Annotated in this window: 28 protein-coding genes; 16 read left to right on the plus strand and 12 right to left on the minus strand. The window is 51.8% G+C overall.

Annotation, left to right across the window (positions count from 1 at the left end; translation table 11 throughout):
• Positions 1-96: 96 nt before the first annotated feature.
• The 4 genes from ACYZZ0_RS02545 to ACYZZ0_RS02560 form a co-directional block, all read right to left on the minus strand.
• Positions 97-1275, minus strand: coding sequence for an acyl-CoA dehydrogenase family protein (locus tag ACYZZ0_RS02545; protein ID WP_461535001.1), 1179 nt, complete (start codon positions 1273-1275; stop codon positions 97-99).
• Positions 1275-2084, minus strand: a complete 810-nt coding sequence (locus ACYZZ0_RS02550) for a hypothetical protein (protein ID WP_461535002.1) — start codon at positions 2082-2084, stop codon at positions 1275-1277. The genes ACYZZ0_RS02545 and ACYZZ0_RS02550 overlap by 1 nt, the downstream gene beginning before the upstream one ends.
• On the minus strand, positions 2081-3550 hold the full coding sequence (locus ACYZZ0_RS02555) for a type I 3-dehydroquinate dehydratase (RefSeq protein ID WP_461535003.1): 1470 nt from the start codon (positions 3548-3550) through the stop codon (positions 2081-2083). Before ACYZZ0_RS02555 ends, ACYZZ0_RS02550 begins: the two co-directional genes overlap by 4 nt.
• Before the next feature lie 457 nt (positions 3551-4007).
• A complete protein-coding gene (locus ACYZZ0_RS02560) occupies positions 4008-4469 on the minus strand; it encodes a GNAT family N-acetyltransferase (protein WP_461535004.1) in 462 nt (153 codons plus the stop codon).
• A 523-nt stretch (positions 4470-4992) separates the two neighbouring features.
• On the opposite strand from ACYZZ0_RS02560, the gene ACYZZ0_RS02565 reads away from it, so the two are divergent.
• Positions 4993-5361, plus strand: coding sequence for a hypothetical protein (locus tag ACYZZ0_RS02565; RefSeq protein WP_461535005.1), 369 nt, complete (start codon positions 4993-4995; stop codon positions 5359-5361).
• Positions 5362-5434: 73 nt separating this feature from the next.
• Here ACYZZ0_RS02565 and ACYZZ0_RS02570 read toward each other — a convergent pair whose 3' ends face one another.
• The 5 genes from ACYZZ0_RS02570 to ACYZZ0_RS02590 form a co-directional block, all read right to left on the minus strand.
• Positions 5435-5827, minus strand: coding sequence for a nuclear transport factor 2 family protein (locus tag ACYZZ0_RS02570; RefSeq protein WP_461535006.1), 393 nt, complete (start codon positions 5825-5827; stop codon positions 5435-5437).
• A gap of 37 nt (positions 5828-5864) precedes the next feature.
• A complete protein-coding gene (locus ACYZZ0_RS02575; RefSeq protein WP_461535007.1) occupies positions 5865-6344 on the minus strand; it encodes a hypothetical protein in 480 nt (159 codons plus the stop codon).
• Between the two features lie 255 nt (positions 6345-6599).
• Positions 6600-6761, minus strand: coding sequence for a hypothetical protein (locus ACYZZ0_RS02580; RefSeq protein ID WP_461535008.1), 162 nt, complete (start codon positions 6759-6761; stop codon positions 6600-6602).
• Between the two features lie 221 nt (positions 6762-6982).
• The gene (gene grcA / locus ACYZZ0_RS02585) at positions 6983-7366 is read right to left on the minus strand and encodes an autonomous glycyl radical cofactor GrcA (protein WP_461535009.1); all 384 of its coding nucleotides are present in this window, start codon (positions 7364-7366) and stop codon (positions 6983-6985) included.
• Between the two features lie 261 nt (positions 7367-7627).
• Positions 7628-8188, minus strand: coding sequence for a nucleotidyltransferase family protein (locus tag ACYZZ0_RS02590; RefSeq protein WP_461535010.1), 561 nt, complete (start codon positions 8186-8188; stop codon positions 7628-7630).
• A 90-nt stretch (positions 8189-8278) separates the two neighbouring features.
• Between ACYZZ0_RS02590 and ACYZZ0_RS02595 the strand changes: the two genes are divergently transcribed.
• The 4 genes from ACYZZ0_RS02595 (at position 8279) to ACYZZ0_RS02610 (ending at position 11059) form a co-directional block, all read left to right on the plus strand.
• Complete coding sequence (locus ACYZZ0_RS02595; RefSeq protein WP_461535011.1) at positions 8279-9304, plus strand: glycosyltransferase family 9 protein; 1026 nt, start codon at positions 8279-8281, stop codon at positions 9302-9304.
• Positions 9305-9474: 170 nt separating this feature from the next.
• Positions 9475-9783, plus strand: coding sequence for a c-type cytochrome (locus tag ACYZZ0_RS02600; protein ID WP_461535012.1), 309 nt, complete (start codon positions 9475-9477; stop codon positions 9781-9783).
• Between the two features lie 174 nt (positions 9784-9957).
• A complete protein-coding gene (locus ACYZZ0_RS02605; RefSeq protein ID WP_461535013.1) occupies positions 9958-10554 on the plus strand; it encodes a TetR/AcrR family transcriptional regulator in 597 nt (198 codons plus the stop codon).
• 1 nt (position 10555) lies between these two features.
• Complete coding sequence (locus ACYZZ0_RS02610) at positions 10556-11059, plus strand: L,D-transpeptidase family protein (protein WP_461535014.1); 504 nt, start codon at positions 10556-10558, stop codon at positions 11057-11059.
• 63 nt (positions 11060-11122) lie between these two features.
• Here the strand turns inward: ACYZZ0_RS02610 and ACYZZ0_RS02615 are convergent, their stop codons facing one another.
• Complete coding sequence (locus ACYZZ0_RS02615; RefSeq protein ID WP_461535015.1) at positions 11123-13429, minus strand: FdhF/YdeP family oxidoreductase; 2307 nt, start codon at positions 13427-13429, stop codon at positions 11123-11125.
• The gene (gene fdhD / locus ACYZZ0_RS02620; RefSeq protein ID WP_461535016.1) at positions 13422-14234 is read right to left on the minus strand and encodes a formate dehydrogenase accessory sulfurtransferase FdhD; all 813 of its coding nucleotides are present in this window, start codon (positions 14232-14234) and stop codon (positions 13422-13424) included. The genes ACYZZ0_RS02615 and fdhD overlap by 8 nt, the downstream gene beginning before the upstream one ends.
• A gap of 196 nt (positions 14235-14430) precedes the next feature.
• Here fdhD and ACYZZ0_RS02625 point away from each other — a divergent pair, with 196 nt between their 5' ends.
• From ACYZZ0_RS02625 to ACYZZ0_RS02665, 9 genes are all read left to right on the plus strand, one after another.
• The gene (locus tag ACYZZ0_RS02625; RefSeq protein WP_461535017.1) at positions 14431-15468 is read left to right on the plus strand and encodes an LLM class flavin-dependent oxidoreductase; all 1038 of its coding nucleotides are present in this window, start codon (positions 14431-14433) and stop codon (positions 15466-15468) included.
• A 155-nt stretch (positions 15469-15623) separates the two neighbouring features.
• Positions 15624-16223 (plus strand): amino acid synthesis family protein, encoded by a 600-nt coding sequence (locus ACYZZ0_RS02630; protein WP_461535018.1) that lies wholly within the window; start codon positions 15624-15626, stop codon positions 16221-16223.
• A gap of 14 nt (positions 16224-16237) precedes the next feature.
• Positions 16238-17065: an alpha/beta fold hydrolase gene (locus tag ACYZZ0_RS02635; RefSeq protein WP_461535019.1), complete on the plus strand. Its 828-nt coding sequence runs from the start codon at positions 16238-16240 to the stop codon at positions 17063-17065.
• The gene (locus ACYZZ0_RS02640) at positions 17062-18546 is read left to right on the plus strand and encodes an aldehyde dehydrogenase (RefSeq protein WP_461535020.1); all 1485 of its coding nucleotides are present in this window, start codon (positions 17062-17064) and stop codon (positions 18544-18546) included. Before ACYZZ0_RS02635 ends, ACYZZ0_RS02640 begins: the two co-directional genes overlap by 4 nt.
• A 9-nt stretch (positions 18547-18555) precedes the next feature.
• On the plus strand, positions 18556-19056 hold the full coding sequence (locus ACYZZ0_RS02645; protein WP_461535021.1) for a flavin reductase family protein: 501 nt from the start codon (positions 18556-18558) through the stop codon (positions 19054-19056).
• A 53-nt stretch (positions 19057-19109) separates the two neighbouring features.
• Positions 19110-20546 carry an NAD-dependent succinate-semialdehyde dehydrogenase gene (locus ACYZZ0_RS02650; RefSeq protein ID WP_461535022.1) on the plus strand — a complete coding sequence of 479 codons (1437 nt, stop codon included), beginning with the start codon at positions 19110-19112 and terminating at the stop codon, positions 20544-20546.
• A 113-nt stretch (positions 20547-20659) separates the two neighbouring features.
• The gene (locus ACYZZ0_RS02655; protein ID WP_461535023.1) at positions 20660-21043 is read left to right on the plus strand and encodes a carboxymuconolactone decarboxylase family protein; all 384 of its coding nucleotides are present in this window, start codon (positions 20660-20662) and stop codon (positions 21041-21043) included.
• Positions 21044-21111: 68 nt separating this feature from the next.
• Positions 21112-21894 carry a GntR family transcriptional regulator gene (locus tag ACYZZ0_RS02660; protein WP_461535024.1) on the plus strand — a complete coding sequence of 261 codons (783 nt, stop codon included), beginning with the start codon at positions 21112-21114 and terminating at the stop codon, positions 21892-21894.
• A 68-nt stretch (positions 21895-21962) separates the two neighbouring features.
• Positions 21963-22517 (plus strand): NUDIX hydrolase, encoded by a 555-nt coding sequence (locus ACYZZ0_RS02665; protein ID WP_461535025.1) that lies wholly within the window; start codon positions 21963-21965, stop codon positions 22515-22517.
• Between the two features lie 54 nt (positions 22518-22571).
• Here the strand turns inward: ACYZZ0_RS02665 and ribBA are convergent, their stop codons facing one another.
• Positions 22572-23699, minus strand: coding sequence for a bifunctional 3,4-dihydroxy-2-butanone-4-phosphate synthase/GTP cyclohydrolase II (gene ribBA / locus ACYZZ0_RS02670; RefSeq protein WP_461535026.1), 1128 nt, complete (start codon positions 23697-23699; stop codon positions 22572-22574).
• A gap of 127 nt (positions 23700-23826) precedes the next feature.
• Here ribBA and ACYZZ0_RS02675 point away from each other — a divergent pair, with 127 nt between their 5' ends.
• Positions 23827-24126, plus strand: a complete 300-nt coding sequence (locus ACYZZ0_RS02675) for a DUF1330 domain-containing protein (RefSeq protein WP_461535027.1) — start codon at positions 23827-23829, stop codon at positions 24124-24126.
• Positions 24127-24294: 168 nt separating this feature from the next.
• Positions 24295-25908, plus strand: coding sequence for a BCCT family transporter (locus tag ACYZZ0_RS02680; RefSeq protein ID WP_461535028.1), 1614 nt, complete (start codon positions 24295-24297; stop codon positions 25906-25908).
• The last annotated feature ends 10 nt before the right edge of the window (positions 25909-25918 follow it).

Raw genomic sequence — 25918 nt, forward strand, 5'->3', positions numbered from 1 at the left:
AAATCCTGTTGATCATCATGTGCCGGTCATTCGCAGTTGATTGTGATTGTTTTCGCTAAACGATTGCGCTCGCTGAGCGCTTGCTAAACAAAAGCTTTATGCGTTGTTAAAGAATGACCGGTCATGTACTTCACCCAGAACTGACCTGCCGATTGTTGCCAGTAACTGGTCGTCATTGTCATGCCGGGTATAAATCGACAGATCGCGCATGATTCGTTCCAGCGGGCTGGGCTGCATCAGCGCGCGGGCACCACAGGCATGAATCGCATGCTGCACGCTCTCTGTCGCCAGCTGTTCCACTTGATAGCGAGCCATATTACCGGCCAGTTTGGCCTGCTCGGTTTGTTTTGCATTCCACTGTCCGGCGGCGTGATCCAGCCATTGTTCACAGGCCTGGATATTCAGTGCCATCTTTGCAATACGGTGCTGAACGTAGGGATCATTTTGCCGTGACTGGCTTGCGATATGGTCTCGGGTGTAATCGTAGGCAGCCTGGGCTCCCCCCAGAAAAGTAGCGGCATATTGCGGCGTCCAGTAGGTCTGCCATTCTTCCCGCAGAAACTGGCCCGGTTCGCCGATCTGGTTTTCAAAGGGAATAAAGGTGTTATCAAAGTTCACTACACAGCTGACCGAGCCGCGCATGCCCACTGGCTTCCACCATGATTCATCATAAGAGACAGAAGGCTGATCAAGATCACAGGCCAGCATAATCACTGATTCCGGCGAACATGACGCATGACGTGCTCCGCCAGCCCCGGCAGTGTTAACCAGCAGATTGGCCCAGCGGGCATGAGTGGCGCTGGTACAGAAGGTTTTGCTGCCATTGAGCAGGTACCCGCCGTCCGTAAGGGTTAAGGAGGTACCAAACTGTTGCTTTTGTCCGGGGGTTTTCAGTAGTGGCTCACCGCTCCAGACCGTCCAGAGCTCCCCTCTGTTGAGGATGCCATCATACCAGCGGTCTTTTTGTTCCCGGGTGGCGATCCGATCCAGCAGCATCAGCGCATTGTTATGTCCTTCCCAGCAGCGGGCAGTGGACATATCTGCTTTGGCAATGGCGGTCACCATTGACCATAACTGGCGTATATTGCCTTTATGGTTGCCCAGGCCGAGTCCACCGTATTCTTTCGAGATGGTGGCGCCGTTAAATCCGGCCCGATACAGGTCCTGGATGTTATCTATCGGAAAACTGTAGTTGTCGTCATACTGCTGTGCCCGCGGCGCGAACTGTTCCCGGGCAAGCCGTTGCAGGGTTGTCAGCTGTTCTGTCATCGGCATTACAGACTCCCTTCGCCATCGGTCTTATAGAAAAACTCGCGAACGAAAAAGCTGGACTGGCTGTTATCCTTGAACGAGAAATAGCCGGCAATAATCAGCAGTCCCTTGTTCTCATTCATGGCCAGCACCGCTTCAGTATTTTCCATATCCAGCCGGGCCTGACAGGCCACAAGATCGTTTGAATCCGGGGAGTAGCTGTGCAATTTGACCGGCGCACTGCCCCAGTCGCCCGGCTGAAAGCCGGTATTCGATCCGGTCAGGCTGATATACAGTCCATCCGGCTGCTGGTGGAATTTGACTGAACCGATGGCCCGGGCCTTGTTATAGGTGTTGTTCCAGTTACCCAGATAATACGAAGCATCGATGCCCTGCCCGTACTGCATCAGCTTTTTATCGGTTTTGTAAAAGAACTCACGACAGATATAGGCGTTACGATTGCTGCCGTCCTTAAATTTGTTATACGACTGAATCACCATCACGCCGTACTTCACATTGGCAACCACCTGGGTTTCCATAAAACCGAAGTCATAATTGCCGACAAAGCCTTCCACCACACTGGAGCTGACATTGGATGAAAAGGTCTCACACTGCAGCTCGCCCCAGTCCTGTTCCTGCTGATCCAGCAACCCGAAGCAGCGAATCTTTAACCCAGATTCGTCCAGTTTTACTTCAATACGGCTGATCTGACCGGTTTTGGGATTGTTGTTTTCCCACTGACCGGCAAGGTCTTCAATATCGGCACCCCATTCATGATAAAACTCGGACAGCACATCATCGTTTTTGGTCGACTTATAATTGTTGGAATTCATGCACTACACTCTTTCATCTGTTTACATCCCCTGATCTCTTGCCTGCTCACGACAGCAGTAGAATTTATGTCAAGGCCGGTCATAAACTTGAACTGATAGCGGGTTTGCAGCTCGGCTACTCTTTCACCATCGACACAACGCAGATTGTTTTTGCGGCAGTATTCAATTAGCGATGTGGCTTTATCCGGTAGATATACATACTCAATAACAGCGCAGTCTTTATTGAGCCGGTTAAAATCGAAGAGGTTGTTCCACTGGTTTTTGGCCAGCGGAGTAGTATGAATAATGATGTCATAGGGTGCCGGGTCGAAATCAGCCAGAGGAATAAAAGGCAGATCATGCTCGACTGCAAACCTGCTGGCCGTAGCCACTGACCGGTTCACCAGAGTGAGGTCGACCCCTTTGCTGCCAAGCGTTACAGCTACTGACTTGCCTGCCCCGCCAAAGCCGACAAGGGCAATCTTTTTATTGATCCAATCCGGATCCACCTCATTCAGGGCATCAAGACAGCCCGGCGCATCGGTGCTGAGAGCAAGCCAGCCGAGTTTATTGACCATCAGGTTGGAACAAGCCGATTCAATAACGTCGGTACCGCCATAACTGGTAGCCAGGTCGAAGGCCTGGTATTTAAACGGCGCGACGACTGTCAGTCCGGAAATGGCAGGGTTCATGAGTGGGTTGTTGATCACCGAGTCAAACAGCTCATGCAGACTGTCGGCCTGAAACGGCAGATATAAATACGGCAGGTTGAGGTTACGATAGGCAGAATTATGCAACCTTAATGAAGCACGCTTTAACGTCTTTGCTCCGGCGATACCGAAGATATGTTTGACCGGATAGATGTTGGGCAGGCCAAAGTCTGTCACCAGACTTGCCGCGTCCAGATAATCACTCTGCTCATTGGCATCAATTAAGGAAGGCATGATCGGGCTACCGTAAAAGGCAGCCAGTATCTGGGTCCAGATAGCCTGAGGGCCGATACCATAGGTAATCAGATCGGAACGCTGACAACGGTGCAACAGTGCCAGTGCAGGAACAGCATCACCTGTTGAAGCGGCGTCGAGCTGTAACCGGTAATATCGGGCCGGGGTACGTTGATATTTATCAAGACGCGAAGCCAGTTCCTCAACCGTCTCCGGTGTGCCCTGCCAGCTGATCAGCCGTTTATCTGCGGGAATAGCCTGAAGCACTTCAGGAGTCAGATCACGTTCGCCTTCCAGCTCGATCAGGTCATAATCGGGAGAAGCCTCGATCAGCCTGCGGTGCCTTAGCGTCAGCGGGCCGTCAAAATTGCCGCCTTCAGAAATGCTTTTCAGAGAGTAGAGTAAGGAGAATTGATCTAGCCTTTGCAGACAGGCTTCACTCGGATGCCACAAGTCACCGCGGACTTCAATCAATTCAACTTCAGAGGGTAAATCAACAACTTTATGTAGCTGATCATGTCCATAAATTACAGAAGAAAGCACGAATATCTAGACTCCATCCATAGAACTTGTCGCTAAATAAGCTACTTTTTTTGTTATTAAAGCCTGTTTTACAACGTGCTTTTTACTGCTGACGCATGTGTCAGCAACAGGTATATCACTACATCCATATGACCATGGATAGGTATCCTAACCTAGAGTTTTGCGTAAAACCATATCATTCACTATTAATTATTCTGATTTGGTGTCGAAAAAGAATGGCGGGCGTTTTCAGGAGATGCTGGCTGTATACTAGTGGAATTTCCTGAGCCTTGCGCCCGATAGTGAGCCTTGTGCTCGATAGATAGAAAGCCTGACTGAAATACATTGCAAACAGGTTAAGGCCACTGACTATTAATACGAGTGAGTCCTGCCCACAGCAAAAGCAAAAATAGCCAGTGTAATTTGCTGCTCTCTGGTGAGAGGGCCCGAGTGTTTCAACTCGGGCCTGATACATTACTTATCCGGGGAGCGTATATTTCTGACAAATACACGGGTACCCGGCATTATCCGTTTCAAAACTGGCCGCTAGCTTGAAACCAAAGCTTTTGTACAAGGCAATAGCGGTAGTATTCCCGTCCAGCACATAAGTCGAAGCCTCGTCTTCGATCTGGTCCAGCGCAACGGCAAGCAGCTTTTTGCCAATACCCTTGCCAAAATGGGCCGGGTCAACATAAAGCCAGGAAACAATATTGCCATTGATGCCCGCAAAGCCGGTGATGGTTTCGCCTTCACAGGCAACAAACTTGCGGGATGCCATAAAGTCTTCAATATCGTCCTTGTCATCCTGCAGCGGGATAAAGGCTTGGGGGTCGCAGGAGCCTTCAAGTTCTATCGGGCGGGCCCGGTCGTGGATTTCAAAAACCCGCTGCTTGTCGCTGGTTTCATAATTGCGAATGGTGATTACTGCTTTGTTATTCATTTTTATAAACGGCTTTATTTTGTGTTGTTATAGAAAATAGCCACAGGGCAACTATTTTTCTCCTGATAATACTATCTCCGGAAGTGGGAGCTTTTGTCTTAGTGCAGCAAACTGAGTTTGACTGAAAGGTCCAAATACAAACTCATCGCTGTCTGCAAATTTGTGATCTTTGGCCCGGTCAATGTAATAAAACACACATTGTTGTTCAGGGCAGGCATATACAGAGATGAAATCAGAGTTGGTCTTTATGGCTCGGGGTGCATCGACACGTCTGATATAAACCCCGTCCCCAACATGAAATCCGAGACGTTTTTGGCCATCAACCCAGTAAATCTCATAGGAACCGTCATGCCATGGTGAGCAACCTCCGACAAGTAATATAACGGTCAGAAGGATAAAGGGCCTTATGATAACGGGGGCTTTTAAGTTCATCATAAATTCTGATGCTATTCGTCTCGGACCGCGTATTTATTGGCTATAGTGAAAAACGAGGGCATATTCCCCCAAAGACAAGGAGTCACGTATGACACGGATGAAGATTTTACCCGCTATGCTCGTAATGGCAGGAATGGCCTCCACCAATATTTTGGCTGATTATAAGTATTGTGAGCCTGCCCATAAACTTCCGGAAGACTGTGACCGTTTTGCCATGGTCGCAGGGAGCCTGTCTCATAATATGGGAACAGCTGTTTTTTCAGTAATTACTGATAATACCGGCCATCCGGATATTCATACTATGCCTTTCGCGATAGACACGAATACAGAGGAGCGTGTACAGGCAGCAGCCTGTGAAGAAAATACCGTTATGCGCAATGTTGATATTCATAGAGTAGATGATGCCTATGGTGGCACAGCTACCTTTCTCTCCAGCACTGAAGTGTCCTGCGAATAATTACACAGCTTTTTTCTGACTTCTGTAAAACTAGATACTGTGCTTTATCGTAAGCGCAGTATCTTTTTATTTTCTACGCTTCTATCTGGTTTTCTTTTTCGAGCACGAACCGTTCGCAGGGAGTACCCTGGTGGTATTTCATTTGCCAGCCGGTTTCAGTCAGCATCCAGATTGAAGATCGCTTGGCGAAGTGGCTGAAATGCCCTTCCGCATCGACAGTGGCAGACTGGTACAACAGTAGGTAAACATCGGGCCCCAGCTTGATACTCTCGTAATCCTGGGAATGTATTCTGTTTCCCGAGGGCTGCTCACTGCCCAGCAGTTCAAGGATGCTATTAAGGTTATAACTGTTGCCAGACTCACCAACTTCCTGAAAGTCAGGATGTAGCAACTTTAATACCTGCTCCCTGTTTGTCCGGACTTCGTACTGATGAAGTGCTATTTCATTTTCAATGATATTGTTCATTTGATTCGGTTATAGAAATTCAAATAGCTGACTATTGCTATATTTCAGATGATTTTTCAATGTGTTGCGTGGCGTCATCCTTAGCTGTTCTGGTAAAGGTAAAATAGCCACAGGCGAGTACAGGAATATACAAAGCGGCTGCCAGGTAGTTGAGCCAGCTCGGATCTCCCGAATACAGGATTGCTGTGATAGCCATATAGGGTAAAAAGCCGACAACAGCCAGAATCTTGATATTCATGCTCTGGGTATCTTCGCTGGTTCGTGCTGATAAATAGCCGCCACCAAACACACAAGCCAAAGTAAATGCCAGTGCTGTGAAATGAACGGTAAGCCCGGTGAAATCAAGCAGATCAAGTACGCGGTAAAGGGCTCCACAACCAATCAACAGAATAAAGGTGATGGCGGCGAATGCCAGACCCAGAGCAGCCGGGCTGTGTGGTACTGGCCGGGTAAATGAGTGGATACAGTAAGCTCTGATAATCAGTACTGTAGCAGCAATATAGAGTAACCCTATCATTCAACTTTCCTGCACAAAATTAGGCTAAAACGACGCTACCACCCGCGGGCAAACACGCTGTTGCCTGAAATAAAGAAACGGTTGTCAGGAATAGCTGAGGAAAGGTGGCGACTGCAACAGAACTTTCCCGCACACCTGGATAGAGGCTGATATTCTTGCGCTTAAACGTCGACGATCATCTTATATCAACGCTTTGACTGACAATAGAGCATCTTTAGTGCTCAATCAGGGCTGAGATATGAGAGAGAAGACTGGTTATTCGTCTGCAGCTCCCCGTGGTTCATCAGAAGAATCAAGTTGATGAAACGGATCAAACATCATGCTGCCATCATAATCGGTATAGTCATTGTTGACCGGGCCGTTGAATGCACAGCCGGAAAGCAGGAATGCAAGTATGGTTGCGGGAATAAACTTCATATCTCTCTCCTGATCGTTGATGTTGGTGCGTCTGATTTTCAAATCATCGGCGGCTACTGGAGATAGCTGAAGGTTAAAATGCAGGCAATCCAAGAATAGACAGAAAAACAGCAAGGCAGAAAGCAAAAACGGGAACCGGACGGCTCAATGCCCGGTTCCCGCCGCAGGTACAGGCTTGCTCCCGGTTGCTACCGAAAGAACCTGTCTGGTAACACGAACGATTACATGGATTCAGTAAAGGTCCGGGTGATAACATCACGCTGCTGTTCCGGTGTCAGGGAATTAAAGCGAACAGCGTAGCCGGATACACGAATGGTCAGGGACGGATACTTTTCCGGGTTGGCGGCAGCATCTTCCAGCATTTCGCGGCTCATCACGTTGACGTTCAGGTGCTGACCACCTTCGCGCTCGGGACGAACCTGCAGATCCACTTCACGGAAGTCGAACTCCCCCAGCTGATCCAGGGCGACGATTTCGTCTTCCTTGAACAGCTCGTCCTTGACGCACAGGCAGCGTGCCTGACCCGCTGCTTCGTCCAGCAGCCAGAAGGAGTTTTCCAGCCCGGCAGTGGCTGCAGAAGTAATCTGAATACCTTTAACGCTCATTGCAAAACCTCATTTCACCCTCGAGGGTGATTTATATTTGCGTTCAACTTGAGTTGAAATTTACTCCGCTATTTGATTCTTTTGATTGATGTATATCAATATCTGTTTCGCTAGAGTCGCCGAAGCTACAGAGCTTAAGGATATGTATTGACCGAAATCAGTTTTCGTATAACCAGTAGATTTTGCGCTGCAGGGTAAAGAGTTACTCGCTTTGCTTGCCGATTTGCCTGCATACCCGCATTCAACAAAAGTTGAAACTCCCTAGGGGTAAACAACCTGCAGTTTCGGCCAGTGCTGCAACCATTGCTTGCGCTCAACTCTGGACTCAAACAGTGCCCGCTCTCTTCGGGTGTTATAAGTCAGATGCCCGGACACTAGTGACTGAACACCAAAGGGAGCAATCAATTCAATTTCACCATTGTCTTTCAATCGAGCGCCGACGGCAGTCTCACACTCAGGCCAGTAACTCATGGCATCTGCCGTGTTGCTGTAGGGGGCATGACCATTGCGCTGATGCATGGAGGCCTGGTTTTTGACTTCCCAAATAACTTCAGGCATCTGATCTTGTAGCTCTATCTGATATTCCTGTGCCTGCTGAGGATTCGGGTTGTTGCCATCGAAGTAAACCACATCAACATCATTCAGCGCTGTTGGCTGATAGCCGTGCAGAGAGTCCCATACCCTGTTCCTGACAAACCCGGCCGCTACCCAGCAGTCGGGCAGCTTCAGTGAGGCAACAGCAGCCAGGATCTGCATCCGGTGAGCGTCCTGTCGAATCAGTCGACTGATCAATTTTTCACCTGCTTCCGCCAGTTTCTGCATCAATACATTCCCTTTCTGTGCCCTGCCCCTCTTCCCCCGAAAAAAAAGGCATGGTTATAATCAAGACAAGAATAAAAACACAACATTTTCATGGAATATACGACAGCCATCAATCACAGGACGATCCTGAAACAATCCCGCATTGCCATTACACCGATTGCCACGCTGGGGGATGGCCTGATCTTTCTGGTAGTCGCCCAGTGTCTGGCTGACCAGGGTCACCATGTTTGCTTCTACAGTAATACCCTGCAGGGGCTGAATAACTGGTTTCCCGATATTGAGATCAAGCCATTGCCGCAAGGTGGTGACCTGACCGCAGAACTGAATCAGGCTGATCTGGTGATCTGTGATCCGCATCAGCCTCATGCAGCACAACGTATTAAAGGCAGTACCCTGTTGTCTGCTAAAAGTGCCTGGATAACTACCTCTCGGATGCCTTCAGGCCAGCCTATTGCCACTATCAACCCGAAGCTCAGCTTTTCTGTCCTTGGTACTGAAATGCCGGATGGGACTCTTTGTCGTCGTCATCTGGGGAACCTGAGTATGGTGCGATTTGCCATGGAATATTGCCGCGATGCCTTTGGGTGCCAGCAGCCCCGCAAGCACCCGCGGTTACAGGTTCCATCCCGGTTACGGTTTCGTAGTCGGCGTGAAAGGGTTGCCATTTTTCCGGAAACTCCCATTCCTGAAAATAATTATCCGCTCAAGTATTATCTTAAAATTGCCAGGGAGCTGCGGGATAACGGTTGTATTCCCGAGTTCGTCCTGACCCCGGGGCAGCAGCAAAAACTGGGGCTGGATTTGACACTACTGGGGCTGCGGCATCGCTCGTTTGATGATCTGGGCAGTCTGGCTGAATATATCTATGAATCAGGCTGTGTGATCAGTAATGACTCCGGCGGCGGCCATCTGTCATCGCTGCTGAATATCCCGACTGTAACGATTTATAAAAAGCGTGATGAGTTTGAATGGCGACCTGGCTGGAAGAACAGCCATATTGTCCGTCCGCTGTTTTCGCTGAAAGCAGGACAGAGGCGAATCTGGGGGCCTTTTGTCAATCGACGCCGGATTATTCGCTATGTACTGGACCATACCGACCATGTTACAGAGATGTAACATCTGCATATTCATGCGTATTAGCTACTTGTAATATGACCTGAAAATTCGCATTATGCCCCTGCAAAACATAGGGGAATGCGGGAGTATTCCCTAAGTTCTGTTTCATCAGCGTGTTTGTTGAAACAGAATTTTCTATTGCAACACACACAATTCAGGTCAGAACTACCATGAAAAAATCTGTTGTACTGATGCTGAGCCTGCTGGCTCTTCCGGGGATTTCAATGGCGGCCGGTGATGCAGCGGCAGGCAAGGCCAAGGCGGGTGTATGCGCAGCGTGTCACGGTGCTAATGGTAAGGCTATTATGCCGGCCTATCCTAATCTGGCTGGCCAGAACCAGGCTTACTTGGAAACGGCCCTGAAAGCTTACAAAAATGGCCAGCGTACTGGTGGCATGAGTGCTGTGATGGTGCCTCAGGCCAAGATGCTGACTGACAAGGATATTTCCAACCTGGCGGCTTACTTCTCCGGTCTGTAAGATCCTGCCCCCGGATACCGGAGCAACGTTCCGGTATCCCGACAGTTCCATTTTTGCCCCGCCAACCTGTCGACTGTAAAAAATTACACATATACTATGCATAGCTATCGATATACCTGTCGATGCTAAATCATATTCCCTTTACCTGTATTCCATCCATTCGAGTTTAAACACATGGCCGGCCGACCACGTAAAAGACCCGAAACCGTTACCGATAAAAGCACCCGTGAAACCATACTGGATATTGCTGAACGGCTCTGTGCCGAGCAGGGTCCTGAAGCGGTGAAACTGCGGCAGATTGCGCGGGATGTTGGTATAGAAGCGCCGTCCATGTTCAGTCACTTCAAGAACCGTGACGCCATTATGACCACCCTGTTCGAATCAGGGATGAAAGACCTGCGTCACAGCTACAGTCAGCTTTCCGGGAATGATCCGCGCCAGCAGATGCGCGAGCTGATTGAACTGCATACCGGGGTTTTCAGAAACCGTCCGGCCATTATGCGGTTGTTGCTGCTGGATCTGGCCAAACCTGGCGGTGAAACGGCCATAGACAACAATATGGCGTTGGTACGGGAAATCAATCAGCTGGAGCAGCAGATTCTGGATGAAGGCGTGCGTCAGAAGGTGTTTCGTCAGGTTGAGGCGCAAACGGCCATTCTGATGCGTATTACCATGCTGGCTTCATTGCTGGCTGCTGCTGATCTGGTGACTATTGAGACCGACCCGGCAGCATCGGTCAGTGACAATATGCTGCGTTATCTGGCAGCCTGAGATGTTTCAGCCGATGCAGATCAAAGCCTTTCCGATACTGGTCATACTGACAGCATTTTTACTGCCGGATATCGCCTTGGCTACCGTTGACCAGGTTCGGGTCGACAAGTCAGAACGAAAAATGTATCTGGTGCAGCAGGGGGAAACGGTTAAAAGTTATGATATTGCCCTCGGTGCCAGTCCTCGGGGACACAAGCAGCAGGAAGGTGACGAGCGTACTCCGGAAGGGATTTATACCCTCGACTACAAAAAGGAAGATTCCTCCTTTTACCGTTCAATGCATATCAGCTATCCCAATAGCCGTGACAAGGCCCGTGCTAAAAGCAAAGGCGTGAGCCCCGGTGGATTTATCATGGTGCATGGTCAGCGAAACGGTCTGGGCGCACTGGATTTTATCTTTCAGCGGTTTGACTGGACTGATGGCTGTATCGCCCTGACCAATGATGAAATGGATGAGTTTATGCAGCTGGTTCAGGTGGGCACGCCGATTCTGATTGAGTGGTAGTTGGTATGCTGCAACCGTTTAGCCAGCTGCAGCACATTCTTTCCAATGCCTTGCCCGAACACCTCAGCTTTTCATGATGATTCCCGTTTCCTCTGAGCTCCGGGAAAGCGTTACCGGAATCGCCTTGGATGTCGGGGTAAAACTCTGATCACCAAAGCTTTCCAACGGCACCAGCGGGTTGGTTTCCGGGAAATAGGCCGCCAGATTACCGGCCGGAATTTCATATTCTACCAGCGTAAAACCTTCGACCCGGCGACTGATACTATCGGTCCAGACTGATTCCAGATCGACACTGTCTCCGGCCTTCATTTCCAGTCGCTCAATATCCGCAGCACAGATAAACAGCACTTTGCGCTGGCCATAGATGCCGCGATAGCGGTCATCCAGACCATAAACCGTAGTATTGAACTGATCATGGGAGCGCAAGGTTTGCAGTACAAACAGGGGTGAGGAAACCTGCTGCTCAAGCTCGACAGGAATAATACTTTCAGGCAGATCGTGAGCAATAAAACGTGCCTTGTTGCTCTCTGTATTCCACGCCCTGTCACGGGCGCTGTTTCCCAGATAGAAGCCGCCGGGGTACTGCAATTCGTGGTTGAAATTATCAAACCCGGGAATAGTCATTTCAATCAGGTTTCGAATCCCATCGTAGTCTGCAATCAAGCTATCCCAGTCTACCGGCTGCCTGGCAAGCGTGGCTTTGGCCATACCGGCAACAATGGCAGGTTCTGACAACAGCTGATCGGAAACCGGATCAAGATGACCGCTGGAAGCATGAACCATGCTGAAGGAGTCTTCTACGGTGATTTTCTGCGGAGCACCCTGCTGCAAATCTTTCTCGGTACGTCCGAGGCAAGGAAGAATCAACGCTTCCCTGCCGGTGACCAGATGACTTCGGTTCAGCTTGGTTGCAACATGTACGGTCAAACGACACTGACTTAAAGCCTGTTCAGTACGAACACTGTCCGGCGTAGCCGCGGCAAAGTTGCCCCCCATACCGATAAAGACCTTGCTTTCACCTGCCAGCATAGCCTGTATGGCTTCCACCGTATTGTGACCGTGATTACGCGGACTGTTGATGCCGAACTGGCGGTCAATACTGGCCAGAAACGTTTCTGCCGGTCTTTCATTAATGCCCATGGTGCGATCACCCTGCACATTACTATGCCCCCTGACGGGACAGGCACCGGCACCCGGCTTGCCAATATTGCCCCGCAGCAGTAGCAGGCTGGTGATTTCCTGAATGGTGGCAACTGAATGCCGGTGCTGGGTAAGACCCATTGCCCAGGTGCAGATTACCCGGTTTGATTTCAGATAAATCCGGGCAGCATGCTCAATCTGCTTCCGGCTGAGTCCGGACTGATCAGTGATCTGCTGCCATGATGTGCTATCAACAGCTGCAAGATAGTCATCAATGCCTTCACAATGCTGCGCGATAAAAGCATGATCGAAAACAGCTTTAGTCTCTCTTTCTACTTCAAGCATTACTTTGACCATTCCTCGAACGGCAGCCATATCACCGCCAAGCTTTGGGGTCAGATACAGCCCGGTAATCGGCGTACCGCCATGACTCAGCATCTCTGCCGGGTTCTGGGGGTTGGTAAACCGTTCCAGTCCGCGTTCCTTCAGCGGGTTAAAGGTGACAATAGAGGCACCACGTTTTGATGCCTTGGAAAGCACATCCAGCATTCTGGGGTGATTGGTCCCTGGATTCTGGCCAAAAATAAAGATGGCATCGGCCTGCTCGAAATCATCCAGTGTCACCGTGCCCTTGCCGACGCCCAGTGTCTGTTTCATGGCCACACCACTGGCCTCGTGGCACATATTGGAGCAGTCGGGAAAGTTATTGGTGCCAAAGCTGCGGACAAACAGCTGGTACAGAAAAGCGGCTTCATTACTGGTGCGACCGGAGGTATAGAATTCTGCCTGATGGGGATGGTCCAGCTGGTTAAGGGTGCTGCCAATCAGTTCGAATGCGGTATCCCAGTCAACCGGATCATATTTGTCGGTTTCCCGGTTATAGCGCATGGGGTGGGTTAAACGACCCTGGTACTCCAGAAAGTAATCATCCTGTTGTTTCAGCCAGCTGACACTGTGGCGGGAGAAAAACTCGGGATCAACTTTCTTGGAAGTGGCTTCCCAGTTAACCGCCTTGGCACCGTTCTCACAGAACTTGAACGCTTTCTTTTCATGATCTTCACCCCAGGCGCAGCCGGGACAGTCAAAACCCTGATCTTGGTTAGTATCCAGCAGGGTCTTGATATTCTTCACTGCCTGTTTGCTTTTCAGCAGATGTTTGCCACTACTGGCCAGTGCGCCCCAGCCACCTGCAGGATGCGTGTAGGGTTTGACTTTTTTGGTCTCAGTCATTGTCGGTTCCGTCAGAATAAATACAGGGCGCGTTATTGCGGGGCAATTGAATCAGGTTAAGTCGGTACTGGCGGGCAGTCATTATGGCCAGCCGGGTTGGTGAGGAAAACGTTGCCAGTGTGCCAACACCGGTGCGGACTGCCTTTTGCACCAGTTCGATACTGCAGCGACTGGTCAGTACGACACAATGCTCAGCAAGGTTCAGATTTTGTCTGATGGCCGCACCAAGCAGTTTATCCATGGCATTATGACGACCGATATCTTCCCGGCTGAGCACAATATGACCTTGCCGGTTCAGCAGAAAGGCACCATGCATACCACCGGTTTCGCCTGCCTGATGCTGCAGGGATCTGACCCGGTTACGAATATCATTGAATATTTCTGCCGACGGTAGTGATTGCGATGTCAGCGGCTTCAGCAGTGGCAGCGCCGTTTTAAGTGACTCCTGACCACAAAGCCCACAACCACTGCGGCCCTGCAGCAGGCGTCGATGCTGCTTGATTCGGTGAAAGTCGCGGGCACTGATTTCCAGCTGCAGCACAATGCCCTGCTCCGCCTGTTCAATGCTGATACCCCGAATACTGTTGTAGCAGCTGACCAGCCCTTCCGATAGTGAAAAGCCAGTCGCAAAATCTTCCAGCTGATCCGGTGAAGCCATCATTACCAGATGGCTCAGTCCATTAAACGTCAGGGATATGGCAATCTCCGCTGGCTGAGTTTCCAGGTCTTCAGTTGCGATCGTATATCCCCGGTTTTCCGCACCTCTGCTCGGCGTCGTATAAGTTGTCGTTGTTATTGTGGTCATCGCCTATTCAGTACTGCTTATAACAAGGTGTTGACTTTTCGTATTATGGTATACCATCATACACGCCATAGAAACACCGAATAAAAAACAAACAATCCGGCTTTGATAAAGACCAACTCTGACAAAAAGGCATGTGACGTATAGAGCCTGAATAAATACAAGTCACTGTCTCTATAAGAATAAGAGGATGCAAATAATGAAGTTTTCCCTGTTTCTGCAGATGGAGCGCTATGATGCTGACAAACCCCACCACGAATTGCTGGCTGAACTGGTAGAGCTGGTACAGATCGCCGAAGCTGGCGGGTTTGAAACAGTCTGGATTGGTGAGCACCATGCGATGGAATTCACCATCGGCCCCAATCCCCTGTCCTTCCTCTCTTATCTGGCGCCACTGACCAAAAACATTCGGCTGGGGGCCGGCACCTTTATCGCGCCGTTCTGGCATCCCGTCAAACTGGCAAGTGAAGCAGCCATGGTTGATGTGATGTCAGGCGGACGCCTCGAATTCGGTATTGCCCGTGGCGCTTACCAGTATGAATTCGACCGCATGCTGGGTGGCAAGCCGGCAGCTGAAGGCGGCAAATACCTGCGGGAAATGGTGCCGGCACTGAAGCAGCTGTGGCAGGGTAACTACGCTCACGAAGGTGAGTGCTGGAACTTCCCTGTTTCTACTGCAGTGCCCAAACCACAACAGCAGGACGGACTGCCAATGTGGGTTGCTGCCCGTGATCCGGACTCCCATAACTTTGCGGTCAAGAACGGCTGTAACGTGATGGTAACCCCGCTGTTCAAGGGTGACCACGAAGTCGGCGATCTGATGGACAAGTTTGAAACCGCCTGCGCCAATAATCCGGAAGTACCCCGTCCGAAGATTATGTGCCTGCGTCATACCTTTGTTCACGAAGAAGAAGGTGGCTGGAAAGTCGGCGTTGATGGCATCCGTCGCTGGTACTCCTACTTCCAGGGCTGGGCCCGCAATAACCAGACCCCGGAAAACGGTTTCTGCAAGCCGATCTCCGAGGAAGAGCTGAACGAGATGGAAGGCTTTGATCCGGAAACCCTACGCAAGAATGTTGTTGTCGGTACGCCGGATGAAGTGGTTGAGCGCCTGAAGTACTACCAGAACCTGGGACTGGATGAGTACAGTTTCTGGAGTGACAACAGCCTCAGTCACGAAGAGAAGAAAAAGTCACTGCAGCTGTTTATCGACAAGGTCGTACCTGCATTTCAGTAATGGCTTGAGCTGTTACTGGTAACCAAACCTGCCTCTCCTGCTGTTTATCGCTGTCAGTTACAACCTTAGGGCTGGCTGACAGTGGGCAACAGCCGGAACATTTATTCTGTTTACCGGCGTTTTTCTATACGCCGCGCTGTATCAAGGATCCGTTTGTGAGCTTCCAGATTCGTAAAATCGTTACCACTATTGAAGAAACCCGTATTGAAGGTGGCAAGGCGGCTGACAAGCCGGTGACCATGGTGGGTGTTGCCGCCATTATCAAAAACCCGTGGCATGGTCGTGGCTTTGTTGAAGACCTGAGCCCGGAAATCAAGGCGGACTGCTCTGAACTGGGCGCGCTGATTGTGGAATATGTCGGCAAGCACATCGGCGGTTTCGATCAGATTGAAGCCTATGGCAAGGCCGCAGTAGTTGGCGCTGAAGGCGAGATTGAGCATGCGTCAGGTGTCATCCATACCCTGCGCTTCGGTAACCACTTCCGTAATGCTGTTGATGCCAAAAGCTATCTGGCCTTTACCAACAAGCGTGGCGGACCGGGCACGTCTATCCAGATTCCGATGATGCACAAGGACGACGAAGGTTTCCGTTCCCACTACATCACCCTGGAAATGTCGGTTGAAGATGCCCCGGCTGCTGATGAAATCGTGATCTGTCTGGGTGCCTCTGACGGTGGCCGTATTCATCCGCGGATCGGCAACCGCTATGAAGATCTGAAAGCACTGGCTGAAGAAGCCGAACAGGCAGCAGGCTGAAGGACGCTGCCATTATGAACTGCATGAATCCTGATAATAACAAGACCCCGGCTGGTACCAGCTACTCGATTCATGGTCAGGGTATGCCGGTTGTACTGATCCACGGTGTGGGACTGAACAAGTCCATGTGGGGCGGACAGCTGGCAGGACTGGCTGATCATTTTCAACTGATCAGCTATGACATGCTGGGACATGGTCACAGTCATCAGCCGGCGGATGGTGCCGGGCTGCAGGACTATGCTGATCAGTTGCGGGAACTGCTGGATCATCTGCAGATTCCCCAGGCAACCGTGATCGGCTTTTCCATGGGTGGTCTGGTGGCCCGGGCATTTGCCCTGGCCCATCCCGGCTACCTCTCCGGACTGGTGATTATGAACAGTGTGTTTGGTCGTACCGATGAGCAGCGCCGTGGAGTACAGGCGCGAACCCGTGAAGTAGCGGAGAAAGGCCCTGCAGCCAATGTGGATGCAGCGCTGGAGCGCTGGTTCAGCCGTGAGTATAGAGCGGCCAGCCCGGCCCAGATTGAACTGATTCGCCAGACGCTGGGACAAAACAGTCATCAGGGTTATCTCAAAACCTATGACCTGTTTGCCTCGCAGGATAATTATATGGCGGACCAGCTGCACCAGATCCGCACCCCGACACTGGTCATAACCGGCGAACTGGATTCCGGTTCAACCCCGCATATGGCCCAGAGTATGGCCAAGGCCATCCCGGGTGCGTTCTGTGAAGTGCTGCCGGAACAGCGTCATATGATGCCGATGGAATCGCCCCGCGAGGTGAATCATCATCTGCGAACATTCCTTAGTAACCTTTCAGCTACAAGGGAGTCTCTGGTATGAGCTTACAGACTTTCCGGATGTATATTGACGGCGCCTGGTGTGATGCTGAATCCGGCCAGACCTATGACAGTCTTGACCCGGCCGATGGCAAACCGTGGGCGGCTTTTCCGGATGCCGGTGAAGCTGATGTCGATCGTGCAGTAACAGCTGCTGACACCGCCTTTCATTCATCCGAATGGCGCAGCCTGACCGCTACTGCCCGTGGCAAGCTGCTGCGCAAACTGGGTGATCTGATTGCCGAAAACACCGAGTCGCTGGCACGGCTGGAAAGCAAGGATAACGGCAAACTGATTCGGGAGACCCGGGGTCAGGTAAGTTACCTGCCGGAGTTCTTCTATTACACTGCCGGCCTGGCCGACAAGATTGAAGGGGAAACCCTGCCGCTGGATAAGCCGGATATGATGGCTTATACCATTCGCGAACCGCTGGGTGTAGTGGCGGCGATTATTCCCTGGAACAGCCCGCTCTATCTGACAGCGATCAAGCTGGCTCCGGCCCTGGCAGCGGGCAATACCATTGTCCTCAAACCATCCGAACATGCGTCCGCCACCCTGATCGAACTGGTGCGACTGGCAGAACAGGCCGGTATTCCCAAAGGGGTGATTAATATTGTCACCGGACTGGGTGCCGGCGCCGGTGCAGCCCTGACCCGTCATCCACTGGTACGCAAGATTGCCTTTACCGGCGGCGCTGAAACTGCACGACATGTGGTGCGTAGTTCAGCGGATAACTTTGCCCGGCTGTCGCTGGAACTGGGCGGCAAGTCACCGCAAATCATCTTCCCTGACGCTGACCTCGACAGTGCCTTGAATGGCGTTGTAGCCGGTATCTTTGCTGCATCCGGCCAGAGCTGTGTGGCCGGTTCAAGAATACTGGTACACGCATCAGTTTATGCCGAGTTTGTTGACCGGCTCGTTGCCCGCGCGACCCAGATCAAGATTGGTCACCCGGGCGAAGACAGCAGTGAAATGGGGCCGATGGCTACCGAACAACAGCTGGCTGTGGTCGAACGCTTTGTTGAAAAAGCCAAAGCTGCCGGCGCCAAACTGAGACTGGGCGGCAAGCGGCCGGCTTCGATGCACGGTCAGGGCTGGTATTACGAACCGACCATTTTTGAATGCGAGAGCATTGCAGATGAACTGATGCAGGAAGAAGTATTCGGCCCGGTTGCGGCCCTGATTCCCTTTACCGATGAAGACCAGGCGCTGGCCATGGCCAATGACTCGCAATATGGTCTGGCGGCCGGTATCTGGACCAGGGATATCGCCAGAGCCCACCGCCTGGCCCGCAGTGTCCATTCCGGCATTATCTGGGTCAACACCTACCGTGCAGTATCCGCCATGGCTTCAATCGGCGGCTTTAAAAACAGTGGCTACGGCCGTGAATCCGGCATTGATTCAGTGCTGGAATATACCGAACGGAAAACGGTCTGGATCAACCTCTCCAGCGAACCCATGGCCGACCCTTTCGTGATGCGATGAGAAATAATAATGATAACTGAAGAACTCTATAAACAGGCTTTAGGCTCTTTTCCTGCCGGTGTGACCGTTGTTTCTGCCTATGACGACGAGGGTCAGGTCACCGGTCTGACTGCCAGCGCGTTCAGCGCCCTGTCCATGGAACCGGCACTGGTGCTGGTGTGTCCCAATTACACCTCGGATACCTATCCGGTACTGAGCAAGGGCCAGCGTTTCGCCATCAATATTCTGGCGGCTGACCAGCAGGGTCCGGCCTTTGCCTTCGCCAAAAAAGGTGCTGCCAAGGCAGAAGCCATCAGTGGTATAGAAATTACCCGGGGTGAGTTTGATACGCCGGTGATTAAAGGCGCTGTTGCGGTACTGGAATGCAGTCTGTGGAATGAATATGAAGGGGGCGACCACGCCATTCTGATCGGCAAGATCGAGCATATTCATCTGGAAAGCGACAGTAACCCCATGGTGTACTGCCGTGGACAGTTGTCGGCCTGGGCAGCGGAAGAAAGCTGTCAGTAACCGTGCTGCCACAGTAACCGCTCTGCCACAACTGCAAGCCAGGGAGTAACACCATGCAACTGTTTCGACAGCAGGCCTATATCAACGGCGAATGGCTGGACAGCCCGTCAGGTCAGGTTCAATCCATCTATGATCCGGCTACGGGTGAGCCTGTCGGTTCGGTGCCATTACTGGGTGCCGAAGAAACCCGACAGTGTATTGCCAGTGCAGAAGCTGCTCGCCATGCCTGGGCCGACAAAACCGCGGCTGAACGCAGTAAGGTACTGCTACGCTGGCATCAGCTTATGCTGGACCATGCGGATCAGCTGGCAGAAATCCTGACCCGGGAACAGGGCAAGCCGGTAGCCGAAGCCCGGGGCGAAATTCTCTACGCCGCCAGCTACCTGGAATGGTTTGCGGAAGAAGCCAAGCGCACTTACGGTGATATTATTCCGTCCCATAAAGCCAATGCCCGGTTGATGGTTATTCGGCAACCGGTGGGTACTGTCGCCGCGATTACTCCCTGGAACTTCCCGGCGGCGATGATTACCCGCAAGTGTGCGCCGGCACTGGCCGCCGGTTGTTCCTTTATCGTTAAACCGGCACCGGAAACCCCTTTCTCTGCCCTGGCGCTGGCCGCACTGGCTGAAGAAGCCGGACTGCCGGCCGGTTTGTTCAATGTTATCACCGGTGATGCGGTTGCTATCGGTAATGAACTGACCAGCAGTAAACTGGTGCGCAAACTGAGCTTTACCGGTTCAACCCCTATCGGCAAACTGCTGGCACGGCAGTGTGCAGATACCATGAAAAAGGTATCGATGGAGCTGGGCGGCAATGCGCCCTTTATCGTCTTCGATGATGCTGATATCGATGCGGCAATCGAAGGTGCATTGATCTCCAAGTTCCGTAATGCTGGCCAAACTTGCGTTTGCACCAACCGGTTTCTGGTTCAGGACGGTGTCTACGATCAGTTTGTCGACAAGCTGACAGCGGCTGTAAACCAGCTGCAGGTTGGTAATGGGTTTCAGAACGGGGTTGAAATCGGCCCGCTGATCAACCAGGGTGCGGTCAACAAAGTTGAGGATCATCTGGCCGATGCGCTGGATCGGGGCGCAGCAGTGACCACCGGTGGCGAACGACACCAGGCTGGCAAACTGTTCTTCAAGCCAACAGTTATCCGTGATGCAACCACGGCAATGAAAATTGCCCGGGAAGAAACTTTTGGCCCGCTGGCACCGGTTTTCCGCTTCAGCACCGAGCAGGAAGTGATCGAACTGGCCAATGATACCGATGCCGGATTGGCCGCTTACCTGTATACCCGCGATATTGGCCGCGCCTGGCGGGTCGGTGAAAAGCTGGAATACGGCATGGTCGGCATTAATGAAGGTCTGGTTTCCACCGCCGTTGCACCGTTTGGCGGGGTAAAAGAGTCCGGCTACGGGCGTGAAGGCTCACGCTACGGTATGGACGACTACCTCGAAATCAAATATATGATGATGGGCGGTCTCTGACGGTTTACTATCAGGCAGCCCCGGTCGTATATTGTGGCCGGGGTGATGTCATGACAAGAATGACGCGATAACAACTCTAGAATAACAGCGCGAAAATAACAAAAGGTAGCAGCGTGGCTTCTGAAAAATTCGAACAGGGTCTTGAGATCCGCAAACAGGTACTGGGTGAAGAGTACGTTAACAACAGTATTGAAAATGCGGATGACTTCACCATGCCGCTGCAGGAGCTGGTGACCGAATACTGCTGGGGCACCGTGTGGAAGCGGGAAGGTCTTGACCTGAAAAGCCGCAGCATGATCAATCTGGCAATGATTACCGCCCTCAACCGCCCCCATGAACTCAAGCTGCATATCCGTGGGGCACTGAATAACGGCTTGAGCCGTAATGAAATTCGGGAAGTTTTACTGCAAACTGCGATATACTGTGGCGTTCCGGCTGCCATCGATAGTTTCAGGGTAGCCCGCGTCGTCTTTGAAGAAGAAGACGCTAAGGAATAGACAGCCAACCCGGGCAGGTGAGCGCCGCCTGCCGTTGAATGTTGTGAACAAAGGGAGCGCTTTCGTTTATGGATACAATAATGCAACGCCGCCCGCTCGGGGGCGATGTAAAGATAGAGAGAGCCTCGGTAACCCTGCGCGAGAAGGTTCTCACCACTCTCCGTAATGCCATTATGAACTTCCAGTTCCTGCCAGGCGACCGGTTGGTCGAGCGGGATCTGTGTGATCTGTTGGGTGTCAGTCGTACCTCTGTGCGGGAAGCATTGCGGCATCTGGAATCCGAAGGTCTGCTGGAATACGTTGATGGCAAGGGCCCGCGAGTCGCCATTATTACCATGGCCGACGCCCGCGAGATCTACGAACTGCGCTGTTCGCTCGAGTGCATGATTGTCGAGCTGTTCACCCTGCGCGCCAATGATGAGCAGGTACTGGAACTGGAGTTTGCCCTGAAAAAACTCCATGCCCGGCTGGATGCCGGTGAACTGATTCCGATTCTGGATGCGGTCACCGCTTTCTACGAAGTGCTGTTTAATGGCTGTGGCAACCGCACCGCCTGTGACCTGCTGCGTCGGCTGCAGGCCCGGATCAGTTTCCTTCGAGCTACGTCCCTGTCCAGAAACAACCGCTCCAAGTTCAGCAGTGCTGAAATGAGCGATATTGTCGAAGCGATCAAGTCGCGGGATATTCAGAAAGCACACGACAGCTGCCTGAATCATGTGCGCAAGGCGGCCAGTGTGGCAATGGAAGTACTGGCGAGTCAGGAAGGGGGTGATGCCACTGCCCCGTCAAAACCGGCATCCGGCGATATATATTCACCCTTACCACTGGGCAGTGGTTTGCTGGAAAGCTGAAAACAGCGCCAGAGAGAAGCTATTTGAAGCGGTGGCTCCCCACCACCGCACCGGAATAAGAGATAATAATGAAATACTGTTCTGAGTGTGGCAGTTCCCGCCTGGAACGCCGCTTACAGGGGCATGATACCCACTATAGAATGTTCTGTGGTGAGTGTGACAAAGTCTTTTATCATAACCCCAAAATGATTGCCGGCTGCATTGTCGAGCACGAAGGAAAATTCCTGATGTGTCAGCGTGCAATCAACCCTCGTCCCGGCTCCTGGACCCTGCCTGCCGGTTTTATGGAATGTGGTGAAACCGTTGAAGAGGCCGCCGTACGGGAAGTCTGGGAAGAAACCGGCGCCCGGGTGGAAATTGTCGCCCCCTACTCGCTGTTCAGCGTGCCCCAGATTGATGAAGTCTACATTATGTTCCGCGCCAGACTGCTGGAGTTTACCGACCAGCCGGGCCCGGAAACTGCCGAAGCCAGACTGCTGGCACCGGAAGAGATCCCCTGGGAGAATATTTTCTACCCGGCGATCAAGGATATCCTGCAGCGTTATATCGCCGAGTACAACAAGAGCTCATTCGGTATGTATCTGGGATGCTCGCAGGAAGGTACCGTGCATTTCGCGCACTGATTACTTTGAATTATAAAGACAGGCACAGCAGGATGGCTCTGCCTGTCTGCCACCTCAGGCTATGCAGGCTGTTTCTGCTTCTAAAGACTCTGTAAACGGCACTGTCTCTACGACTTCGATACCGTAACCTTCCAGCCCGGTAAACTTCCAGTTCGGCCCCATATGACGGATACGGTTAACTCCCAGATCCTGCAAAATCTGGGCTCCGGTGCCGACCTCGGCAAACACCATTTTCCTGACTTCTTTCTGCTGACTCAGTTGCGGTGCCCGCTGTAACAGGCTGGCAGCAGTATCGGTATTGCCCAGCGCAATCACCACTCCCCGGCCCTCTTTTGCGACCTCTTCCAGTGCCGCCCACAGGCTCCAGTTGCGGGGGCCATTGTATTCGGCACCGATCAGATCACGCAGTGGGTCAATCACATGGACCCGGGTCAGTACCGGTGTATCTTCGGTCAGATCGCCCATCGACAGTGCAATATGCACCGTATCATCAAGCTTGTCCTGATAGGTGGTCATGGTAAAGCGACCATGGCAAGTATCCAGCTGCTGTTCGCCGGTATGGGTTACCGTGCTTTCAGTTGCCAGCCGGTACTGGATCAGGTCTGCAATCGAGCCAATCTTTAGCTCATGCTGTTGGGCAAATTTTTCCAGATCCGGTCGTCTGGCCATTGTTCCATCGTCGTTCATAATTTCGACAATCACTGCAGACGGACGAAAACCGGCCAGTGCTGCCAGATCACAGCCGGCTTCAGTATGACCGGCACGTGTCAGTACACCACCATTGCGGGCTTTCAGAGGAAAAATATGACCCGGCTGCACCAGATCTTCCGGTCTGGCATCCGTAGCGATTGCTGCACGGATGGTTTCAGCCCGATCGGCCGCAGAAATACCGGTGGTGACATTGTTGGCACCATCAATCGATACGGTGAAGGCAGTACCGTAGGCACAGCCATTATCCGGCACCATCAGAGGCAGTTTTAACTGATTACAGATGGACTCATCCAGGGTGAGGCAGACCAGCCCGCGGGCGTGGGTTGCCATAAAGTTAATTGCTTCAGGGGTGACAGCCTCTGCCGCCATCACCAGATCCCCTTCATTCTCCCGGTCTTCATCATCGACCAGAATCACCATTCGGCCGGCCTGAATATCACTGATGATTTCTTTACTGCTGTTGAATTTCATCTGAATCACGTCGTCTTGTTTTAGTTATGTCTTATTTTTTCAACCTTTCCGGATCGAATGACGCTGGAGATCATACGAACATGGGATTATGATAATATGGTATACCATAAGACAATAAGTAGAAAATATGAAAGGTTACTGGATTGCCTTTGTTGATATTCATGATGCACAGGGATATCAGCACTATCTTGATGCCGCCCCACAGGTGCTGGCCCGCTACGGCGCCCGTATGCTTGCCAGAGGCAGTGAAAACATAACCCCGCTGGAAGGTTTTGATTCTCAACCCGACCGTATGGTGGTGCTTGAATTCGACAGCTATCAGAAGGCGCTGGACTGCTATCACTCGGATGAATATCAAGCTGCGTGCAAGCTGCGCCAGGGTGCGGCTACTGCCCGGGTAGCGATTATGGAAGGACTGCCGGGCTGATAACGCCCCTGACCTTTACGGAATGAATTTACCTGCGATCATTGCCAAGCGTGTTTATGTCCGACATATTATGGTATACCATAATACCGTCGTTGACTGAAATGTCCTCAAAACATAAAAACAACAACGATTTGGTGTCTTAGAAAAACAACAAGAGGGAGCACAGAGATGCAACCCAGCAAGATGTTGGCCCGTTCCGGGCTATTAAGTGGTATACATCCCGGTATGGGGATAGCTTCGAAGGCCATGATTCTGGCTTTCGTGCTGTTCACCGTGCTGAATGTAGACCTGGCAAACGGTATCTACACCGATATCAAGAACTGGATTCAGAGCACGCTTAACTGGTACTACATCACTGTCGTCAGTGTAGTGTTGTTCTTTTCAGTATGGGTCGCGCTGAGCCGGTTTGGCCGGATTAAACTCGGGGCCGATGATGAAAAGCCGGAATTCTCCTTCTTTACCTGGTTCGCCATGCTGTTCAGCTGTGCTATCGGGGTGGGTATTCTGTTCTGGAGTATTGCCGAGCCGATCGCTCACTATCAGGGCAATCCGTTTATGGAGATGGCCGGGGTTGAAACCGGTACCGCCGAAGCGGCCCAGATTGCACTGCGTATTTCCCTGTTCCACTGGGGACTTCATGGCTGGGCAATCTATATTATCGTTGGTCTGATTCTGGCTTACTTCGCCTATCGTCGCGGTCTGCCGCTGACCGTCAGATCCGGCCTGTATCCGATCTTTGGTGATCGTATCTATGGCCCGATGGGACATGCGGTCGATCTGCTGGCTATTTTCAGTACCCTGTTCGGCACAGCTACAACCCTGGGTCTGGGTGTTGCCCAGATGAATGCCGGGTTGAATTACCTGTTTGGTATCGAGATATCGACAACAACCCAGATTATCCTGATTGCGGTGATCTCCATTGTCGGTACCCTGTCGGCTGTTTCCGGGGTAGAAAAAGGCATTCGCCTGCTGAGCGTCTGGAATATCCGTATCAGTGTGATTCTGATTGGTTTCTTCCTGCTGGCTGGACCCACCGTGTTCCTGCTGGGGCTGTTTGTGACCAGTATCGGTGACTATATGTGGAATCTGATTCCCATGGGTTTCTGGACTGATCCCAACTCCGAGCGTGGCTGGCAGGGTTGGTGGACCATCTTCTATTGGGGATGGTGGCTGTCTTGGGGCCCGATGGTAGGTATGTTTATCGCCCGTATCTCCCGTGGTCGTACCATTCGTCAGTTCCTGCTCAGTGCATTGATTATTCCGCCGCTGGCCGGCTTCCTGTGGATCACCATCTTCGGTGGTACCGCCCTGCATATCGAACTGTACGGTAATGGCGGCATTATTGAGGCGGTTAAAAATGATATGACACTGGCCCTGTACCAGACCATTGAAGCTCTGGGTGTTGAATCACTCACGGTACCGATGGCAGCGCTGGCCACACTGATGATTATCACCTGGTTTGTGACCTCTGCTGATTCCGGCACCCTGGTTATCTGCACCGTGCTGTCTATGGGCGACAAAAACCCGCCACGCCGGTTCCGAATCTTCTGGGGCCTGACCCTGGGTATAGCTGCGGCGGCACTGTTACTGGTAGGTGGTCTGCAAGCCTTGCAAACAGCAACCATTGCAGCTGCGCTACCCTTCTCGGTCGTACTGCTGATTATGTGTGTAGCGCTGGTCAAAGGCCTGCAGGATGAAGAGGAAGGGGTTAAATACAACGCAGAGGATAAAGTTGAGGAACAGGATTCAGTGATGAAGAATCCAAAAGTTTCCGAAGCCTGAGTCTAATCCT

This window comes from Spongorhabdus nitratireducens, assembly GCA_947387575.1.
Lineage (GTDB): Bacteria > Pseudomonadota > Gammaproteobacteria > Pseudomonadales > Endozoicomonadaceae > CANDOC01.

Coding starts and splice junctions, on each gene's coding strand:
- ACYZZ0_RS02565 (WP_461535005.1), top strand. CDS start 4,993: ATGACACGGATGAAGATTTTACCCGCTATGCTCGTAATGGCAGGAATG.
- ACYZZ0_RS02590 (WP_461535010.1), bottom strand. CDS start 8,188: ATGCAGAAACTGGCGGAAGCAGGTGAAAAATTGATCAGTCGACTGATT.
- fdhD (WP_461535016.1), bottom strand. CDS start 14,234: ATGACCACAATAACAACGACAACTTATACGACGCCGAGCAGAGGTGCG.
- ACYZZ0_RS02645 (WP_461535021.1), top strand. CDS start 18,556: ATGATAACTGAAGAACTCTATAAACAGGCTTTAGGCTCTTTTCCTGCC.
- ACYZZ0_RS02605 (WP_461535013.1), top strand. CDS start 9,958: ATGGCCGGCCGACCACGTAAAAGACCCGAAACCGTTACCGATAAAAGC.
- ACYZZ0_RS02575 (WP_461535007.1), bottom strand. CDS start 6,344: ATGATAGGGTTACTCTATATTGCTGCTACAGTACTGATTATCAGAGCT.
- ACYZZ0_RS02680 (WP_461535028.1), top strand. CDS start 24,295: ATGCAACCCAGCAAGATGTTGGCCCGTTCCGGGCTATTAAGTGGTATA.
- ACYZZ0_RS02595 (WP_461535011.1), top strand. CDS start 8,279: ATGGAATATACGACAGCCATCAATCACAGGACGATCCTGAAACAATCC.
- ACYZZ0_RS02635 (WP_461535019.1), top strand. CDS start 16,238: ATGAACTGCATGAATCCTGATAATAACAAGACCCCGGCTGGTACCAGC.
- ACYZZ0_RS02660 (WP_461535024.1), top strand. CDS start 21,112: ATGGATACAATAATGCAACGCCGCCCGCTCGGGGGCGATGTAAAGATA.
- ribBA (WP_461535026.1), bottom strand. CDS start 23,699: ATGAAATTCAACAGCAGTAAAGAAATCATCAGTGATATTCAGGCCGGC.
- ACYZZ0_RS02570 (WP_461535006.1), bottom strand. CDS start 5,827: ATGAACAATATCATTGAAAATGAAATAGCACTTCATCAGTACGAAGTC.
- ACYZZ0_RS02560 (WP_461535004.1), bottom strand. CDS start 4,469: ATGAATAACAAAGCAGTAATCACCATTCGCAATTATGAAACCAGCGAC.
- ACYZZ0_RS02550 (WP_461535002.1), bottom strand. CDS start 2,084: ATGAATTCCAACAATTATAAGTCGACCAAAAACGATGATGTGCTGTCC.
- grcA (WP_461535009.1), bottom strand. CDS start 7,366: ATGAGCGTTAAAGGTATTCAGATTACTTCTGCAGCCACTGCCGGGCTG.
- ACYZZ0_RS02675 (WP_461535027.1), top strand. CDS start 23,827: ATGAAAGGTTACTGGATTGCCTTTGTTGATATTCATGATGCACAGGGA.
- ACYZZ0_RS02650 (WP_461535022.1), top strand. CDS start 19,110: ATGCAACTGTTTCGACAGCAGGCCTATATCAACGGCGAATGGCTGGAC.
- ACYZZ0_RS02580 (WP_461535008.1), bottom strand. CDS start 6,761: ATGAAGTTTATTCCCGCAACCATACTTGCATTCCTGCTTTCCGGCTGT.
- ACYZZ0_RS02625 (WP_461535017.1), top strand. CDS start 14,431: ATGAAGTTTTCCCTGTTTCTGCAGATGGAGCGCTATGATGCTGACAAA.
- ACYZZ0_RS02665 (WP_461535025.1), top strand. CDS start 21,963: ATGAAATACTGTTCTGAGTGTGGCAGTTCCCGCCTGGAACGCCGCTTA.
- ACYZZ0_RS02545 (WP_461535001.1), bottom strand. CDS start 1,275: ATGCCGATGACAGAACAGCTGACAACCCTGCAACGGCTTGCCCGGGAA.
- ACYZZ0_RS02600 (WP_461535012.1), top strand. CDS start 9,475: ATGAAAAAATCTGTTGTACTGATGCTGAGCCTGCTGGCTCTTCCGGGG.
- ACYZZ0_RS02615 (WP_461535015.1), bottom strand. CDS start 13,429: ATGACTGAGACCAAAAAAGTCAAACCCTACACGCATCCTGCAGGTGGC.
- ACYZZ0_RS02640 (WP_461535020.1), top strand. CDS start 17,062: ATGAGCTTACAGACTTTCCGGATGTATATTGACGGCGCCTGGTGTGAT.
- ACYZZ0_RS02610 (WP_461535014.1), top strand. CDS start 10,556: ATGTTTCAGCCGATGCAGATCAAAGCCTTTCCGATACTGGTCATACTG.